Consider the following 17,247-nt stretch of genomic DNA (forward strand, 5'->3'; position numbering starts at 1 on the left):
TAACTAGTGTTAACCCTAATATTTAAACCCGTCAAATCGGCGATAGTTGTCGTGTCGTCAGACAACGTATGACTGCCAATCATGCGTTGACACCCGTTTCAGTCGCACCACCTGCACAAAGGAGCATCCCATGCGCGAAAATCGCTTACGCACGCTGTGGAAATCGGGGGGCGCTGCTGTGAACGGCTGGCTGGCCATTCCCAACAGCTTTTCCGCCGAGACCATGGCCCACCAGGGCTGGGATTCGCTGACCATCGACCTGCAGCACGGTATGGTGGACTACCAGGCCATGGTGCCCATGTTGCAGGCCATCTCCACCACCGACACGGTGCCGGTGGTGCGCGTGCCCTGGCTGGAGCCCGGCATTCTGATGAAGACCCTGGATGCGGGCGCCTATGGCGTGATCTGCCCCATGGTCAACACCCGCGAAGATGCGCAAAGACTCATCGCCTACACCCACTACGCGCCACGCGGCACGCGCAGCTTTGGCCCGGTGCGGGCCACGCTGTACGGCGGGGCCGACTACGCCGAGCACGCCAACGACACCATCGTCACCTTCGCCATGATCGAAACCGCCAAGGCGCTGGACAACCTGGACGACATCCTGTCGGTGGAGGGGCTGGACGCGATCTACATCGGCCCGTCGGACCTGTCGCTGGCACTGGGCTGCCGCCCGGTGTTTGACGATGTCGACCCCAAGGCCGCCGAGGCGATCGACCACATCCTGGCCCGCGCCAAGGCGCACGGCGTGGTGGCCGGTATCCACAACGGCACCACCGACGGCGCGCTGGCCCGCATCGCCAAGGGCTTCCAGTTTGTCACCGTCAGCTCGGATGCGCGGCTGATGGCCGCCGGAGCCCAGCAGGTGGTGGCCAAGATGCGCGCCCGGCCCGCACCTACCGGTGCAGGCGGATATTGAGGATTATTTTTCCAACGACGGCCCCCCAGTTTTAGCCAGAACGAACGCTGCCAGAGATACCGTGGAACCGGCTTTGCCGGGCCACTGGTATCGCCCCCTGCAAGGGGGTTGGAAGAGCGTAGCGGAGCCTGGGGGTGAGCCAATATTTCACCAAAACGGGCGCTAGCGCCCATTCCATCAGCAGGAGCAGCTATGAAATTAGGATTTATCGGTTTGGGCATCATGGGCGTACCTATGGCCTTGCACCTCGTCAATGCCGGTCACCAGGTGTTTTATTACACGCTGCACAAGGCGCACCCGGACATTGCCGCATCCAGCGCCACCGCGTGCGACAGCGGCGCTGCCGTGGCGGCCCAGGCCGACATCGTGTTCACCATGGTGCCCGACACCCCCGACGTGGAAACCGTGCTGTTTGGCGAGAACGGCATTGCCGCCGGCCTGGCCACCAGCAGCGTGATGGAAGACGGCCACAGCCGCAAGATCATCGTTGACATGAGCTCCATCTCGCCCATGGCCACCAAGGCCTTCGCGCTGAAGATCAACGCCCTGGGCGCCGACTACATCGACGCACCCGTCTCCGGGGGCGAAGTGGGTGCCAAGGCGGCCTCGCTGACCATCATGTGCGGCGGCTCGGAAGCGGCCTTTGCCACCGTGCGCCCGCTGCTGGAGCTGATGGGCAAGAACATCACCCTGGTGGGCGGCAACGGCGACGGCCAGACCACCAAGGTGGCCAACCAGATCATCGTGGCGCTCAATATTGCCGCCGTGGGCGAGGCCCTGCTGTTTGCCAGCAAAGCCGGTGCCGACCCGGCCAAGGTGCGCCAGGCGCTGATGGGCGGCTTTGCGTCCAGCCGCATTCTGGAAGTGCACGGCGACCGCATGGTCAAGCGCACATTTGACCCGGGCTTCCGCATCCGCCTGCACCAGAAGGACCTGGGCCTGGCGCTGCAGGGCGCACGCGAGCTGGGTCTGGCCCTGCCGCAAACCGCCGGTGCCGCCCAGCTGATGCAGGTCTGCGCTGCCAACGGCATGGCCGACCTGGACCACTCGGCCCTGGTCAAAGGCCTGGAACTGATGGCGGGCCACACCGTCGCCTGAACTTAAGATAGCGCCCATGTCTTCCACCGCCCCCTCCACCGACCGCACCCCGCTGCTGCGCCGCATGTTCGACGCTGCCGTGGCCGCCGCCCAGCCCGCGCTGTGCCTGCCGCCGCACCTGCCGCCGCCGCCCAAGGGCCGCACCATCGTCATCGGGGCGGGCAAAGCCTCGGCCGCCATGGCGCGGGCGCTGGAAGACCACTGGAGCGGTCCGCTGGAAGGCCTGGTCGTCACCCGCTACGGCTACGACGTGCCGTGCGAGCGCATCGAGATCGTGCAGGCCGCCCACCCGGTGCCCGATGCGGCCGGGTTGGCGGCAGCCCAGCGCATCCGCCAGCTGGTGACGGGCCTGACGGCCGATGACCTGGTGATTGCGCTGATTTCCGGCGGCGGCTCGTCGCTGCTGGTGGCCCCCGGCGAGGGCCTGACGCTGGCCGACAAGCAGGCCGTCAACACCGCGCTGCTGCACAGCGGCGCCAGTATTTCCGAAATGAACTGCGTGCGCCGCCACCTCTCCAGCCTCAAGGGCGGGCGGCTGGCGGCCGTGTGCCACCCGGCGCAGGTGCTGACGTTGCTGATCTCCGACGTGCCGGGCGACGACCCCATCGACATTGCCTCCGGCCCCACCGTGGCCGACCCCACTACCTGCGCCGACGCGCTGGCCATCGTGGACCGCTACCGCATTGCGGTGCCACCCGCCGTGCGCAGCCTGCTGGAAAGCGGTGCCGGTGAGACGGTCAAGCCCGGCGATCCGCGCCTGGTAGGCATCCAGACCCGCATGATCACCGCGCCGCAAATCGCCCTGGAAGCCGCCGCCCAGGTGGCCCGCGATGCCGGCATCACCCCGTACATCCTGGGCGACAGCCTGGAGGGCGAAGCCCGCGACCTGGGCAAGGCCATGGCCGGTATCGCCCGCCAGGTGGCTGTGCACGGCCAGCCTTTTAAAGCACCTTGCGTGCTCTTGTCGGGCGGCGAAACCACAGTGACTTTGCGTGGCAAGGGCCGGGGAGGGCGCAACGTCGAATTCTTGCTGTCGCTGGCGGTGGCGCTGAACGGCCTGCCCGGCGTGTACGCACTGGCGGGTGACACCGACGGCGTGGACGGCGCCGAAGAAATCGCCGGGGCCGTCCTCACCCCCAGCACCCTGGCCCGTGCCTGGGCGCTGGGCACCAACCCGCGCAGCAGCCTGGACAACAACGACGGGCACGGCTTCTTCCAGGCGCTGGGCGACTCGGTGGTGACCGGCCCCACGCTGACCAATGTGAACGACTTTCGGGCGATCCTGGTCGAGGGCTAGCCACGCCCCGAAAGGGGGCATTCAGCCCTTTAGAATCCCCGCATGTCTTATCTCGTGCTCGCCCGCAAGTACCGTCCGCGTAATTTCTCTGAAATGGTGGGGCAGGAGCACGTGGTGCAGGCCCTCAGCAACGCCCTGACCACCCAGCGCCTGCACCATGCCTACCTGTTCACGGGTACGCGTGGCGTGGGCAAGACCACGGTGTCGCGCATCCTGGCCAAGTCGCTCAACTGCCAAGGGCCCGACGGCACCGGCGGCATCACCGCCACCCCCTGCGGCGTGTGCAGTGCCTGTACCGATATCGACAGCGGCCGGTTTGTGGATTACACCGAGCTCGATGCCGCCTCCAACCGGGGCGTGGACGAAGTGCAGGCCCTGCTGGAGCAGGCGGTGTACAAGCCGGTGCAGGGCCGCTTCAAGGTCTTCATGATCGACGAAGTGCACATGCTCACCAACACCGCGTTCAACGCGATGCTGAAGACCCTGGAAGAGCCGCCCGAATATCTGAAGTTTGTACTGGCCACCACCGACCCGCAAAAAGTGCCGGTCACCGTGCTGTCGCGCTGCCTGCAGTTCAACCTGCGGCCCATGGCCCCCGAAACCGTGCTCTCGCACCTGACCCAGGTGCTGGCTACCGAGGGTGTGCAGGCCGACACCGGTGCGCTGCGCCTGCTGTCGCGCGCGGCCCGCGGCTCCATGCGCGATGCCTTGTCACTCACCGACCAGGCGATTGCCTTTGGCAACGGCCAACTGCAAGAGGCCACGGTGCGCCAGATGCTGGGCAGCGTGGACCGCAGCTACGTATTCCGCCTGGTCGACGCGCTGGCCCAGGGGGACGGCAAGACCGTGGTCGAAACCGCCGAAGCCCTGCGCCTGAACGGCCTGAGCGCTGCCTCCACGCTGGAAGAAATGACCAACGTGCTGCAGCGCATGGCCGTGCTCCAGGCCGTGCCCGGCATGCCGGTGGATGAGGCCGACCCCGAAGCCGCCGACACCGCCCGTTTGGCCGCCGCCATGCCTGCCGATGAAACCCAGCTGCTCTACAGCCTGTGCCTGCATGGCCGCGCCGAGCTGGGCCTGGCCCCTGACGAATACGCCGCCCTGACCATGGTGCTACTGCGCCTGCTGGCTTTCAAGCCGGGCAGCGCTGTGCGCCAGTCTGCGGAAAAAAAAACTCTGAGTGAACCACTGCGGGCACCTTTATCGCTGCCCGCGCCTGTTGCGGTGGCGGTTAAACCCGTCGAACCGCCCGCGCTACCGCCGGTCGCCGCACCCGCGCCCCCAGCTCCCGTCGTGCCAGTCGTGCAGGAATTGCCGGTGCGCGTGCAGGCCGAACCCAGTCCGCGCCTGCAAGCCCGCCCGGCCCCGGTGGCCGCACCCGTGGTGCACACCGCCGATGGGGACTACTGGCATGGCACCGTGCAGCAACTGATCGCCGCCGATGCCGTCAGCGGCCTGGTGCGCGAGCTGGCCTTGCAGTCGCAACTGCTGGCGGTGGACGGCGGCAACTGGCGGCTGCGCATCGAACGTGAATCGCTGAGCCAGCCCATGAGCCGCGAGCGCCTGCGCGTGGCCCTGGACTCCATCACCCCCAACGCCACGCTGGACATCGAAATCGGCAGCGTGGCCGACAGCCCGGCCAAGCGCAACGCCGCCGCCGCCAATGAAAAACAGCGTATCGCCGAAGAGATCATCCTGGGCGACCCGCTGGTGCAATCCCTGATGCGGGACTACGGCGCGAAAATCGTGCCCGGCTCCCTGAAACCCCTTTAACTTCAACTACTGACTTAGGAAATACCATGTTCAACAAAGGACAACTCGCCGGCCTCATGAAGCAAGCCCAGGCCATGCAGGACAACATGAAAAAAGCCCAGGACGAACTGGCTTTTGTCGAAGTCACCGGTGAGTCCGGCGCGGGCCTGGTCAAGGTGCTGATGACCTGCAAGCACGACGTCAAGCGCATCACCATCGACCCCAGCCTGCTGGCCGACGACAAAGACATGCTGGAAGACCTGGTGGCCGCCGCCTTCAACGCCGCCGTGCGCAAGGCCGAAGAAACCACCCAGGAAAAAATGGGCAAGCTCACCGCAGGCATGCCCGGCCTGCCCGGTGGCATGAAATTCCCCTTCTGATGGAATTTAAGCTTTTCAGGCCTCTAGCGCTTATGCAATCAGCGAGAGCAGCTACTGAAAATGTAGCAAGGGGCTTGGATGGCTGATTCCAGCGCCCTCAACGCCCTGATCCAGGGCCTGCGCCGCCTGCCCGGTGTGGGGGTCAAGTCGGCCCAGCGCATGGCGTTTCACCTGCTGCAGCACGACCGCGAGGGCGCCCAGCTGCTTTCCCAGGCCCTGGCGCAGGCGGCGGGCAACGTCAAGCACTGCGAGCTGTGCCACACCTTCACCGAAAACGATATCTGCGACACCTGCCAGGACGAAACCCGTGACGCGTCCAAGCTGTGCGTGGTGGAGAACCCGGCCGACCAGTCGGCCGTGGAGCGCACCGCCGCCTTCAAGGGCCTGTACTTTGTGCTGATGGGCAAGATCAGCCCGCTGGACGGGGTAGGCCCCAAGGACATCGGCCTGCAAAAGCTCATCGACCGGGCCAGCAATGGCCTGGTGCAGGAGGTGATTTTGGCCACCAACTTCACCGCCGAGGGCGAGGCCACGGCGCATGTGATCAGCGTGGCCCTGAAGGCGCGGGGTCTGCAGGTCACGCGGCTGGCGCGCGGCGTGCCGGTAGGCAGCGAGCTGGAGTACGTCGACCTGGGCACCATCGCCCACGCCTTTGTAGACCGGCGCTAGTTCGTAAGCCATCGAACACGTTTCTAACAACGTGTTACGGGCAAACCCGGACGGGGATGCCCCCAATGTGTAACAAATGAATGAGCCTTATGCTGGTGCAAACGCCACCCGCATGTCTATCCATCCCCTTCCGCGTCGGACCTTTGTCGCCGCTGCCTTGCTGGCCGCTGGCTTGCAGGCGACCGTCTCCCGCGCCCAGATCAAGCCGGAAAGAACCCGCCTGAACCTGGCGGTGGACGGGGAAGCTGCGCTCTGCCACCTGCCGCTGACGATTGCCGACCAACTGGGCTTCTTCAAGGCCGAGGGTCTGGACGTGGAAATCAACGACCTGGTGGGGGGTGCCCGCTCGCCTGTGGCGCTGCCAGGCAGCGTGTCCGACGTGTTTGCCGGGGCGTTTGAGAACACCATCCACAGCCAGGCCAAAGGCCAAATGCTCCAGTCAATTGTGCTGCAGGGCCGGGCACCGCAGATTGCCTTGGGCATTTCCACCCACAACATGCCCTACTACCAGGCGCTGGCCGATCTACGCGGCAAAAAAATCGGTGTGGCGGCCCTGGGCGCGCCGTCGCACATGGTTGCCAACGTGGTGCTGGCGCGGGCGGGTGTGAGCCCGAACGAGGTCCATTTTGTGGGTATAGGCTCATCGGGTGGGGCGCTGTGGGCCTTGCGCTCGGGCCAGATCGATGCCATTTGCAACACCGATCCGATCATGGGCATGCTGGAGCAAAAAAGCGATATCCGGATTGTGTCGGACACCCGTACGCTGAAAGGCGCCTTGCATGTGTTTGGCGGTGCCATGCCGGCCGCCTGCATCTACGCTCCGCTGGAGTTCGTGCGCAAATACCCCAACACCGTGCAGGCGCTGACCAATGCCATAGTGCACGCGCTCAAATGGCTGCAAACGGCGGGGCCCAGCGACATCGTCAAAGTCGTGCCCGAAAGCTATTTTCTGGGTGACCGCGCTGCCTACCTGGCGGCTTTCAACATGGCCCGCGAGGCGATTTCGCCCGACGGGCTGCTGCCCGAGGCCGGTCCCCAAACCGCCTTGACGGCCCTGGGCAGCTTCGATCCGCAGGTCAAGGCTGCCCGGATCGATCTGGGCAAGACCTACACCAATGACTTTGCCCGCAGGGCCAAAGAGCGCTTCAGGGCCTGAATGCAGGCTTAAGAAAATTCAGGGTCTTACGCTTATGGGATGGGCGTGAGCAGCTATAAAAATAGTAGCTTGGCACTATTTTTTGCGGGGGATTTTGACCACCTTGTCTTTGTCGGAGCGGCTGGATTTGCGGGTTTCGGTGCTGCGGGCGCTGGCCGCGACCTTGCCTTTGGGGGCCGGGGCGGCTTTTTCGGTGCTGCGCGCCGTGCCCTGCACTTTGACCTGGCCTGCACCGCGCATGGCCGCCATGCGCACGGGCAGGAACAGCACGACCTGCTGGCCGGCTTTGAAGCCCGCGTTGAGCTTGAGGTCGTTCCAGTCGGCCACATTGCTGGCACTGACACCGTAGCGCTTGGCAATGCTGGCCACGGTGTCACGTTTGCCGGCCTTGATGGCGGCTTTGCGGTTGACGATCTCGGGCGACAGGCTGAGCTGGGCGGTGTCGGCCACGTGCTCGCTCACGTCCTGCATGCTGGCCGAGCGCGGCACGATCAGGGCCGATCCGGCCTTGATCAGCATGCGCGGCGGGATGTTGTTGACGCTGCGCAGGTCGTATTCGCTCATGCCCACTTGCTGGGCGGCGGTGCTCACGCTCATGGTGCTGGGCACGGTCCAGGCCGTCCAGCTGGCGTACTGGCCCTGGTTGTAGGCGTCGAAGTTTCGGGTGAAGACGGTGGCGTTGTCCCAGGGCAGCAGAATTTGCGGGGTACCGGCGGCCAGAATCACGTTGCGGTGGGCCGAGGGGTTGAGGGCCTTGAAGTCGTCTAGCTTCACATTGGCCAGCTTGGCCGCCAGCGCCACGTCGATGTCGCGGGAGATGTCCACGCTCTGGAAGTAGGGGTGGTTCTCGATCAGCGGCAGTTCGGTGCGGAACATGTCGGGGTTGGCGATGATGTTCTTTACCGCTTGCAGCTTGGGCACGTACAGCCGGGTTTCGGCAGGCATGTTCAGCTCGGAGTAGCTGATGCCCAGGCCCAGTTTCTGGTTGCGGGCAATCGCGCGGCTGACGCTGCCTTCGCCCCAGTTGTAGGCCGCCAGGGCCAGCTGCCAGTCGCCAAACATGCCGTACAGCTTTTGCAGGTAGTCCAGGGCGGCGCGGGTGGAAGCCAGCACATCGCGCCGGTCATCGCGGAAGATGTTTTGCTTGAGTTCGAAGTAGTTGCCGGTAGCGGGCATGAATTGCCACATGCCGGCGGCCTTGGCGCTGGACACGGCCTGCGGGTTGAAGGCGCTCTCGATGTAGGGCAGCAGGGCCAGCTCGGTGGGCATGCCGCGGCGTTCCAGCTCTTCCACCACATGGAACAGGTACTTGCTGGAGCGCTCGGTCATGCGCTGGATGTAGTCTGGGCGGGTGGCGTACCACTGCTCGCGGTCCACCACCAGGTCGCTTTCCAGATTGGGCATGCCAAAGCCACGGCGGATGCGCTCCCACAGGTCGGCCGGGGCCTTGAGTTGGGCGACACCGCGCGAGGCTGCATCGGCGGCGGTGATGGGCTGCAGCGTACCGCGGGGGTACACGGCGGTGTGGGGCGGTACCGGGCCTTGCATGCCTGCCGTCTGGGGCGAGGCAGGCGGCACCGTGGTGCTGGCGGCACCATCGGTCTTGTTGGCAACGGTGGCGCAGCCTGTCAGCCATAGCAGCAGAGACAGACCGGCGAGGGGGATGAATTTCATGAAAACTGGTTTTTCCAGGTGCGAAGTGCGCCCAATACGCTGGCTTCGTCGAAGGTGGAGGCATCGAACGCCTGCGCGGCCCGTTGGACCGTCGCACAGCGGGTGCGCAAAAAAGGGTTGATTTCAAGTTCCAGCGCGATGCTGGAGGGCAGTGTGGGCACATCTGCCGCACGCTTGGCAATGCACTCGCTTTGGTATTGAGCCAGTGCGGCGTTGTCTGGTTCCACAACACGCGCAAATTTCAGGTTACCCAATGTGTATTCGTGGGTGCAGCATACCCGGGAGTTGCCGGGCAGGGCGGCCAAGGTGGACAAAGAGGCCAGCATTTGCGCTGCCGTGCCCTCGAAAAGCCGCCCGCACCCGCCCGAGAACAGCGTGTCGCCGCAAAACAGCAGGGGCGCGCCGTCCCACTCGGGGGCAAAGTAGGCAATGTGCCCGGCCGTGTGGCCCGGCACGTCGATGACATCGAAGGCGATGCCCAGGGCCTGGATGCGGTCGCCCTGGCGCAGCTTGTGCAGCGGGGCGGGGATGTTTTCACGGGCTGGACCGTAGACGGTGGCGCCGGTGGCATCGCGCAGGGCATCCACGCCGCCCACATGGTCGGCATGGTGGTGCGTGACTAGAATGGTCTCCAACTGCAGGCCATGCTGCTGCAGCGCGTGAAATACGGGCTGTGCGTCGCCCGGGTCCACCACCAGCGCACGCTGTCCATCGTGCACCATCCAGATGTAGTTATCGGCAAAAGCAGGCAGGGCAAGCAAGTTCATGGGCAGTGAAATTATAAGTTTGCACGAGTGGTTGGCGACCCCGCCGGGCCGGTATCTGCTGGACTGGGAGCGGGGGCGTTTCGACGAGGCGGTCGCCGATGTGTTTGGCTACCATGCGCTCCAGCTCGGGCTGCCAGAGTTGCCAGGGCTGCAGAATAACCGCATACCGCACCGTTGGCTTGCCACCGATGCCCCCATAGCGCCTTTGGCGACAGATTCCAATCCGGTTGCACCCACCCTGGCGTGTGACTTTGCGGCCTTGCCGTTTTCGGAAAACAGCCTCGATCTGCTATTGCTGCCCCATACGCTGGAGCTCAGCCCCGACCCGCACGCCACCCTGCGCGAGGTGGAGCGGGTGCTGGTACCCGAGGGCCGGGTGGTGATTGCGGGCCTGAACCCCATGAGCCTGTGGGGCCTGCGCCAAAGCCGCACCCGGCTGCTGTACCGCTTGGGCCTGGGCGAAAACTACCTGCCCGAGGTGGGCGAATCGATTGGCTACTGGCGTTTGCGCGACTGGCTGCGCCTGCTGAGCTTCGAGGTGGAGTCGGTGCAGTTTGGCTGCTACCGGCCTGCAACCCGCAGCGCCGCCTGGCTGGAGCGCATGCGCTGGATGGACCCGGCGGGCGAGCGCTATTGGCCGATTTTCGGCTCGGTCTACTTTGTGGTGGCCGTCAAAAGGGTGCGCGGCATGCGCTTGCTGGGCCCGCGCTGGAAGGTGTCCAAGGCTTTGGCCAATGCGCCGGTGCCGATCGCCAATAAGGGTAACCACGGTAACGGTTAGAGCATCTGGTAAAAACGACCATTCGCAAGTTGACTTAGAAAGCTGTATTTGAACCACGTAGATATGTATACCGACGGTGCCTGCAAAGGCAATCCTGGCCCGGGCGGCTGGGGCGTTTTGCTCACCTGGGGCGGCACCGAGAAAGAACTGTTTGGCGGCGAACGCGAAACCACCAACAACCGCATGGAAATGATGGCCGTGATCGAGGGCCTGAGCGCCTTGAAGCAGCCCTGCAGCATCACCCTGTACATCGACAGCCAGTACGTGCTCAAGGGCATGACCGAATGGCTCAAGGGCTGGAAGGCCCGCGGCTGGCTGACAGCCTCCAAGGAGCCCGTCAAGAACGTTGACCTGTGGCAGCGCCTGGACGCGCTGGTCAACACCGCCGGGCACAAGATCGACTGGCGCTGGGTCAAGGGCCATGCCGGCCACCCCGGCAACGAGCGCGCCGATGCCCTGGCCAACCGCGGCGTGGATGTCGCCCTGGGCAAACGGTAATTCAAGGCATGGCGGCCCCCAGTTTCCTTTGGCACGACTATGAAACCTTCGGCGCCAACGCCCGCAGGGACCGCCCGGCCCAGTTTGCCGCCATCCGCACCGATGCCGATCTGAACGAGATCGGGGCGTCGATGATGCTGTACTGCCAGCCCGCGCCCGACTTTCTGCCCGACCCGCAGTCCTGCCTGATTACCGGCATCACCCCGCAGATCTGCCTGCAGCGCGGCGTGCCCGAGGCCGCGTTTGCCCACGCCATCGAGCAGGCCTTCAGCCAGCCCGGCACCATCGGCGTGGGCTACAACACCATCCGCTTTGACGACGAGATCACCCGCCACCTGTTCTGGCGCAACCTGATCGACCCGTACGCCCGCGAATGGCAAAACGACTGTGGCCGCTGGGATTTGCTGGACGTGGTGCGCACCGCCTACGCCCTGCGCCCCGACGGCATCGAATGGCCGACCAAGCCCGACGGCAATCCCAGCTTTCGCCTGGAAGACCTCAGCCGCGCCAACGGCCTGCTGCACGAGGCCGCGCACGATGCCCTGTCCGACGTGCGCGCCACCATCGCCCTGGCGCGCCTGGTCCGCACGGCCCAGCCGCGCCTGTTCGACTTTTGCCTGGGCTTGCACAAAAAAGACCGCGTCGCCGCTGAATTGGGCCTGCCTACCACGCTGCAGACGGCCAAGCCGTTTTTGCACATCTCTGGCATGTTTCCCGCCAAACAAGGCTGCCTGGCGCTGATGTGGCCGCTGGCCATGCATCCGCACCACAAGAACGAGCTGATCGCCTGGGACCTGGCCTACAGCCCGGCCGAGCTGGGCCAGATGGATGCCGATGCCATCCGCCAGCGCCTGTTCAGCAAGGCCGAGGATTTGCCCGAGGGCGTGGCCCGGCTGCCCATCAAGACCATCCACCTGAACAAGTCGCCCATGGTGGTGTCCAACCTGAAAACCCTCTCGCCCGCGCTGGCCGAGCGCTGGGGCCTGGTGGGCGACACGCTGCGCGCCCATGCGGCCCAGGTGCGCGCACTGCCCGACATGAGCGCCATCTGGCCCGAGGTGTTCAACCGCCCGGCAGAGGCCCCCCGGGACGTGGACGAAGACCTGTACGGCGGCTTCGTGGGAGACGATGACCGCCGCCGCCTGAACGAGCTGCGTGCCCTGTCGCCCGAAAAGCTGGCCGAGGCCCGCACCCACTTCGACGACGAGCGCCTGGCCGAGTTGCTGTTCCGCTACCGCGCCCGTAATTTCCCCGTGACCCTCAGCGCGGAGGACACGGCCCGCTGGGAAGCCCACCGCGCCGCGCGCCTGTTTGACGGCGAGGGTGGTGCCCGCACCATCGAAGGCCTGTTTGCCGAGATCGACGCTTTGTCCGAAACCGCCGACGAGCGCGGTGAAGAGATTCTGGGTGCCCTGTACGATTACGCCGAAGCCATTGCCCCCGACCGCGACTGACCACCCGGTCACACCCCCCACCACGAAAGACCGCACCCATGGCCCGAAGTCTCAGCAGTCTGTGGTTGAAAAGCCTGACCCGCATCGCCAAATCCCAGCAGAACAAGCTGGTGCACAGCTTGACGGCAGCCACCAAAAAAGCCACCAAGGCCGCAGTGAAAAAGGCGCTTGCGCCACCAAAACCCCCGGCCAAACCTGCGCCCAAGCCGGCCGCCCGGCCCGCGGCCAAGGCCGCTCCTCAGCCCAGAACCAAGCCCGCTGCCAAACCTGCCGCCAAATCCGCGCCACCCGCGGCCCTGCCCGGCAGCTGGACCCGCTCGTTCTTCGCTGCGCCCAACGGCCAGCGCATGACCTACTGGCTGTACCTGCCGCTGCGCGACAAGGCGCAGGCCCACAAGCCCTTGCCGTTGGTCGTCATGCTGCACGGTTGCACCCAGACCGCCCCCGAGTTTGCCCAAGGCAGCCGCATGAACGCCCTGGCCCAGCGCAAGGGTTTCGCCGTGCTGTACCCGCAGCAACTGCTGACCATCGATGCCCACCGCTGCTGGCAGTGGTACCAGCGCGCCACGCAAAACGGTGGCGGCGAGGCGGGCCTGGTGGCGGGCATGGTCACCCAGGTGGTGGCCAAGCTTGGGCTGGACGCGAGCCGGGTGTACCTGGCCGGAATCTCCGCCGGTGCGGCGTTGGCCCAGATCATTGCTTTGCGCTACCCGTTTCGCATTGCCGCGGTGGGCCTGCATTCCTGCCCGGTGTTTGGCACGGCCGATAGCCGCATGAGCGCCTTTGGTGCCATGCAAACCGGTGGCGGCACCCATGTGGCACAGGCGGTGCAGGCCACGGTAGAGGGGGGCGGCTTCCCGCGCATGCCCGCCATCATCTTGCATGGCGAGTCCGACAAAGTGGTGCGCATCGTCAACCAGCACCAAGTGGCGCAGCAGTTTCTAAGGGTCAATGGCATCGCCAACCTGGTGCCGGTGACCGTCCATACCCCCGCGCGGCCCAAGGGCCGCAGCCCGCGCCACGCCTTCCAGACGCAGGACTACCGGGTGGGCCGCAAGCCCATCGTGTCGGTCTACCGCATCGCCGGGCTGGAGCATGCCTGGAGCGGCGGCGATGGCGCCCTGCGCTTCAACAACAGTGTAGGGCCGGATGCTAGCGCCTTGCTGTGGGCGTTTTTTAGCAAGCACCGGCGGCTGCGCACGCTGAAGTAGTTTGCTATTTTTTCGATAGCTGCTTGTGCCGATTGGATAAGCACGGGCGGCCTCAATGGCTCACCACCCCAGCGTGTCGAACAGCGCCGGTACGCCCGCCAGCGTGGGCAGCGTGGCATCTGGCGTGTAGTCGGGCAGCGGGCTGCGCCGGCCCCGGTCTATCCATACACACCTGAAGCCCATGTCGCGCGCAGCGGCGTGGTCCAGGTGCGGGCTGGCGCAAATGTGCACCACGTCCTCCTTGGCCACCTGCAACTGGGTGTGCGCGTAGTCGAACAACTGGCGCGACGGCTTGTAGGCCCCGCCTTGCTGGGCGGTGATGACCCGGTCGATGGTGCCGCCCAACTGGGCCACGTTGCCCGCGATGATGCCGTCGTCGGTGTTGGAAATGATGCACAGCCTGAAGCCGCGCGCCTTGAGCTGCTGCAGTGCGGCCACCACCTCGGGAAACGGCGGCATCTGGCCGATGCGCTCGGTGAGGCGGTTGGCATCTTCTGCATCGCCGCGCAGGCCCAGCTCGGCCAGCGCCAGCTGCAGCGCAGTCCCCGATACCTCGCGGAAAGACCGGTGCGGCGGGGTTTGCTCCAGCGCGTGCTCGTGCCGGTCGTGCAGGGCGATCAGCCTGGCGGCATCGATCTGCGGGGCATTTTTGCGCTGCAGGATCTCGGCAAACACGGCTTGCAGGCCCTCGTCCCACTGGATCAAGGTGCCGTAGCAGTCAAAGGTCAGCCACTGGGGCCGGGGCGTGTGGAGCAGGGTCATGGTCGGTGGTGGTGGTGGCTATGGAAGCCCGCACTGTGCGGCAGCCCGCGGATATTTGCAAATTGATTTAATATAGATTTTTAAGTTGATTTACCACTGACAAACCCATGCTCGATCTGGATCTGCTCCAAACCCTGGTCTGCGTGGTGGACGAGCGCAGCTTTACCCGTGCCGCCGAGCGCGTGCACCGCACGCAGTCCACCGTCAGCCAGCAGATTCTGCGGCTGGAAGCCAGCGTGGGCCACCCCTTGCTGCTGCGCGACCGCACCGGCAAGAACGTCACCCCCACCGAGCGCGGCGAGCTGCTGGCTGCGTACGCCCGCCGCCTGCTGGCCATCGCCCAGGAGGCCGAAGACGCGCTGGCCAGCCCGGCGGCGCTGGCCCCGGTGCGCATCGGGCTGCCCGAAGACTTTGACGCCCGCCGCATCACGGCCATCCTGTCCAGTTTTCTGGCCATTGCGCCGGATGTGCGGCTGGAGACCCGCAGCGGCCTGAGCTGCGATTTGCAGCACAGCCTGGATAGCGGCGGCCTGGACCTGGCTTTGCTGCGGCGCGAGCCGGGCAGCGGGCCGTGCATTGCGTCCTGGCCCGAGCCGCTGGTGTGGGTGGGTGGGCCACAGGCCTTGCCAACGGATGCGGTGGTGCCGCTGGCGCTGTTTCCGCACGGCTGCATCTACCGGCTGCGGGCCCTGCGCGCGCTGGAGACGGCGGGCAGGCGCTGGCGCATCGTCTTCGGCAGCCACAGCCTGGCCGGCATCCAGGCGGCAGTGGCCTCCGGCCTGGCGGTCAGCGTCTTGCCCACCAACGCCATGGTTGCCGGGCACCGGGTGCTGGGCCCGTCCGAGGGCTACCCCGAGGTGCCCGGCAGCGAGCTGGCCCTGGTGGCCGCCGCGCTGCCCCTGGGCGCCGCCCAGCGCAGTCTGGCCGACCATCTCAGTGCCGCACTGCAAGCGGGTGGGGTTGGATAGGTTCTGGGTATGTTCTAAAATTTTTGCTATTTAAAAAATAGCTGCTTGCGCTGGAGGGATAAGCGCAAGGGCTGGATTTCTTGTAAATCGCCAACTACGGGAAACTCCTAACAAAGTTGACCGTAACCCGTCAGTAACTTGTAAAAAACCCCGCCCATAATCCAGCCAACAAAATAAACCTGCCACCGGATTTCGGCGCGCAGGCAACGGAGGCCGAGTATGCGCAGCACACACCCTTACCAGCAGGGCCTGGACAAGAATTCCGCCAATTTTGTGGCGCTGTCGCCGCTGAGCTACATCGAGCGTTCGGCCCATGTCTATCCCGAGCGGCTGGCGGTGGTCTACGGCGAGCGTCGCCAAACCTGGGCCACCACCTACACCCGCTGCCGCCAACTGGCCAGCGCATTGCAAGCCCGAGGCATCGGCCCAGGCGACACCGTGGCGGTGATGCTGCCCAATGTGCCCGCCATGCTGGAGGCGCATTTCGGCGTACCCATGGCCGGTGCAGTGCTCAACACCCTGAACACCCGGCTCGATGCCGAAGCCATCGCCTTCATGCTGCAGCACGGCGAGGCCACGGTGCTGCTGACCGACCGCGAATTTGCCACCGTTGTGGAGAAGGCGCTGGCGATTCTGGGCGACAAGCGGCCTTTCGTGGTCGAGGTCGAAGACGACCTGGCCCCGCCCGGCAAGGCGCTGGGCGACGTGGACTACGAAACCTTCATCGCCCAGGGCGACCCGCAGTTCGCCTGGCAACTGCCCGCCGACGAGTGGGACGCGATTGCGCTGAACTACACCTCCGGCACCACCGGCAACCCCAAGGGCGTGGTCACCCACCACCGCGGCGCGTATTTGAACGCGGCCAACAACGTGCTGTCGTGGCAGTTGCCGCACCACGCGGTGTACCTGTGGACGCTGCCCATGTTCCATTGCAACGGCTGGTGCTTTCCTTGGACCATGGCCCTGGTGGCGGGCACCAGCGTGTGCTTGCGCCGAGTGGACCCGGCGGTCATCTTCCCGCTGATCCGCGAGCACCACATCAGCCACCTGTGCGGCGCGCCCATCGTCTACAGCATGCTGGTGCATGCACCTGCCGCCCTGCGTGAGGGCATCGACCACATTGTGCAGGGCCTGATTGCCGGGGCCGCGCCGCCCGCCGCCGTGATCGAAGGCTGCGAAAGCATCGGGATCCGCATCACCCACGTCTACGGCCTCACCGAGGTCTACGGCCCGGCTGCCGTTTGTGCCCAGCAAGATGCCTGGACCGGCCTGCCCCCTGAGGAGCGCGCCCGGCTCAACGCCCGCCAGGGCGTGGCCTACCCGCTGCAGCAGTCCATGGCCGTGCTGGACCCGGAGACACTGCAGCCCGTGCCCGCCGACGGCGTGACCATGGGCGAGATTTTCTTCCGCGGCAACATCGTCATGAAGGGATACCTGAAGAACCCCGCGGCCACCGCCGAGGCGTTTGCCGGCGGCTGGTTCCACACCGGCGACCTCGCGGTGATGCACCCCGACGGCTACGCCCAGATCAAGGACCGCAGCAAGGACATCATCATCTCGGGCGGTGAAAACATCTCCAGCATCGAGGTGGAAGACGTGCTGCACCGCCACCCGGCCGTGATGCTGGCGGCAGTGGTGGCCCAGCAGGACGAAAAATGGGGTGAGGTGCCCTGCGCGTTTGTCGAGCTCAAACCCGATTCCCAGACCACCGAGGAAGACATCATCGTGTTTTGCCGCACGCTGCTGGCGCGCTTCAAGGTGCCCAAACGGGTGGTGTTCGGGCCTTTGCCCAAGACATCGACCGGCAAAATCCAGAAATTCGTACTCCGCGCGCAGACCCCCGGCGCAAAAAACTAGGAAC

16 protein-coding genes are annotated in these 17,247 nt (G+C 65.5%); 13 read left to right on the forward strand and 3 right to left on the reverse strand.

Going from position 1 to position 17,247, the window contains the following annotated elements:
* The first annotated feature begins 130 nt into the window (after window positions 1–130).
* The 7 genes from AB3G31_RS10030 to AB3G31_RS10060 all read left to right on the forward strand — a co-directional run bounded on the left by AB3G31_RS10030 (window position 131) and on the right by AB3G31_RS10060 (window position 7,271).
* On the forward strand, window positions 131–919 hold the full coding sequence (locus AB3G31_RS10030; RefSeq protein WP_367850025.1) for an HpcH/HpaI aldolase/citrate lyase family protein: 789 nt from the start codon (window positions 131–133) through the stop codon (window positions 917–919).
* A gap of 192 nt (window positions 920–1,111) precedes the next feature.
* Window positions 1,112–2,017 carry a 2-hydroxy-3-oxopropionate reductase gene (locus tag AB3G31_RS10035; RefSeq protein ID WP_367850026.1) on the forward strand — a complete coding sequence of 302 codons (906 nt, stop codon included), beginning with the start codon at window positions 1,112–1,114 and terminating at the stop codon, window positions 2,015–2,017.
* 16 nt (window positions 2,018–2,033) lie between these two features.
* Window positions 2,034–3,314 carry a glycerate kinase gene (locus tag AB3G31_RS10040; RefSeq protein ID WP_367850027.1) on the forward strand — a complete coding sequence of 427 codons (1,281 nt, stop codon included), beginning with the start codon at window positions 2,034–2,036 and terminating at the stop codon, window positions 3,312–3,314.
* 42 nt (window positions 3,315–3,356) lie between these two features.
* On the forward strand, window positions 3,357–5,087 hold the full coding sequence (gene dnaX, locus AB3G31_RS10045) for a DNA polymerase III subunit gamma/tau (RefSeq protein ID WP_367850028.1): 1,731 nt from the start codon (window positions 3,357–3,359) through the stop codon (window positions 5,085–5,087).
* Window positions 5,088–5,113: 26 nt separating this feature from the next.
* Window positions 5,114–5,446 carry a YbaB/EbfC family nucleoid-associated protein gene (locus AB3G31_RS10050; RefSeq protein ID WP_367850029.1) on the forward strand — a complete coding sequence of 111 codons (333 nt, stop codon included), beginning with the start codon at window positions 5,114–5,116 and terminating at the stop codon, window positions 5,444–5,446.
* A 78-nt stretch (window positions 5,447–5,524) separates the two neighbouring features.
* Window positions 5,525–6,115 (forward strand): recombination mediator RecR, encoded by a 591-nt coding sequence (gene recR, locus AB3G31_RS10055; RefSeq protein WP_367850030.1) that lies wholly within the window; start codon window positions 5,525–5,527, stop codon window positions 6,113–6,115.
* A 112-nt stretch (window positions 6,116–6,227) separates the two neighbouring features.
* Window positions 6,228–7,271 carry an ABC transporter substrate-binding protein gene (locus AB3G31_RS10060; RefSeq protein WP_367850031.1) on the forward strand — a complete coding sequence of 348 codons (1,044 nt, stop codon included), beginning with the start codon at window positions 6,228–6,230 and terminating at the stop codon, window positions 7,269–7,271.
* Between the two features lie 75 nt (window positions 7,272–7,346).
* Here the strand turns inward: AB3G31_RS10060 and AB3G31_RS10065 are convergent, their stop codons facing one another.
* Both AB3G31_RS10065 and gloB read right to left on the reverse strand, forming a co-directional pair.
* Window positions 7,347–8,945 carry a transglycosylase SLT domain-containing protein gene (locus AB3G31_RS10065; protein WP_367850032.1) on the reverse strand — a complete coding sequence of 533 codons (1,599 nt, stop codon included), beginning with the start codon at window positions 8,943–8,945 and terminating at the stop codon, window positions 7,347–7,349.
* On the reverse strand, window positions 8,942–9,712 hold the full coding sequence (gene gloB / locus AB3G31_RS10070; RefSeq protein WP_367850033.1) for a hydroxyacylglutathione hydrolase: 771 nt from the start codon (window positions 9,710–9,712) through the stop codon (window positions 8,942–8,944). The genes AB3G31_RS10065 and gloB overlap by 4 nt, the downstream gene beginning before the upstream one ends.
* A gap of 19 nt (window positions 9,713–9,731) precedes the next feature.
* Here gloB and AB3G31_RS10075 point away from each other — a divergent pair, with 19 nt between their 5' ends.
* Genes AB3G31_RS10075 through AB3G31_RS10090 form a run of 4 tightly spaced genes read left to right on the forward strand, consistent with a single transcriptional unit; the run spans window position 9,732 to window position 13,656 of the window.
* Window positions 9,732–10,493, forward strand: coding sequence for a methyltransferase domain-containing protein (locus AB3G31_RS10075; protein ID WP_367850034.1), 762 nt, complete (start codon window positions 9,732–9,734; stop codon window positions 10,491–10,493).
* Window positions 10,494–10,541: 48 nt separating this feature from the next.
* Window positions 10,542–10,991 carry a ribonuclease HI gene (rnhA, locus tag AB3G31_RS10080; RefSeq protein ID WP_367850035.1) on the forward strand — a complete coding sequence of 150 codons (450 nt, stop codon included), beginning with the start codon at window positions 10,542–10,544 and terminating at the stop codon, window positions 10,989–10,991.
* A gap of 8 nt (window positions 10,992–10,999) precedes the next feature.
* Entirely contained in the window at window positions 11,000–12,445 is a 1,446-nt protein-coding gene (sbcB, locus tag AB3G31_RS10085) for an exodeoxyribonuclease I (RefSeq protein ID WP_367850036.1), read from the forward strand.
* A gap of 38 nt (window positions 12,446–12,483) precedes the next feature.
* On the forward strand, window positions 12,484–13,656 hold the full coding sequence (locus tag AB3G31_RS10090) for a PHB depolymerase family esterase (protein ID WP_367850037.1): 1,173 nt from the start codon (window positions 12,484–12,486) through the stop codon (window positions 13,654–13,656).
* A 60-nt stretch (window positions 13,657–13,716) separates the two neighbouring features.
* On the opposite strand, the gene AB3G31_RS10095 is transcribed toward AB3G31_RS10090, so the two are convergent.
* Window positions 13,717–14,418 carry a haloacid dehalogenase type II gene (locus AB3G31_RS10095; RefSeq protein WP_367850038.1) on the reverse strand — a complete coding sequence of 234 codons (702 nt, stop codon included), beginning with the start codon at window positions 14,416–14,418 and terminating at the stop codon, window positions 13,717–13,719.
* Window positions 14,419–14,525: 107 nt separating this feature from the next.
* Here AB3G31_RS10095 and AB3G31_RS10100 point away from each other — a divergent pair, with 107 nt between their 5' ends.
* Both AB3G31_RS10100 and AB3G31_RS10105 read left to right on the forward strand, forming a co-directional pair.
* Entirely contained in the window at window positions 14,526–15,386 is an 861-nt protein-coding gene (locus AB3G31_RS10100; RefSeq protein WP_367850039.1) for a LysR substrate-binding domain-containing protein, read from the forward strand.
* A 219-nt stretch (window positions 15,387–15,605) separates the two neighbouring features.
* Window positions 15,606–17,243, forward strand: a complete 1,638-nt coding sequence (locus tag AB3G31_RS10105) for an acyl-CoA synthetase (protein ID WP_367850040.1) — start codon at window positions 15,606–15,608, stop codon at window positions 17,241–17,243.
* Window positions 17,244–17,247 lie beyond the last annotated feature (4 nt).

The sequence above is a fragment of the Rhodoferax sp. WC2427 genome, from assembly GCF_040822085.1.
Taxonomy (GTDB): domain Bacteria; phylum Pseudomonadota; class Gammaproteobacteria; order Burkholderiales; family Burkholderiaceae_C; genus Rhodoferax_B.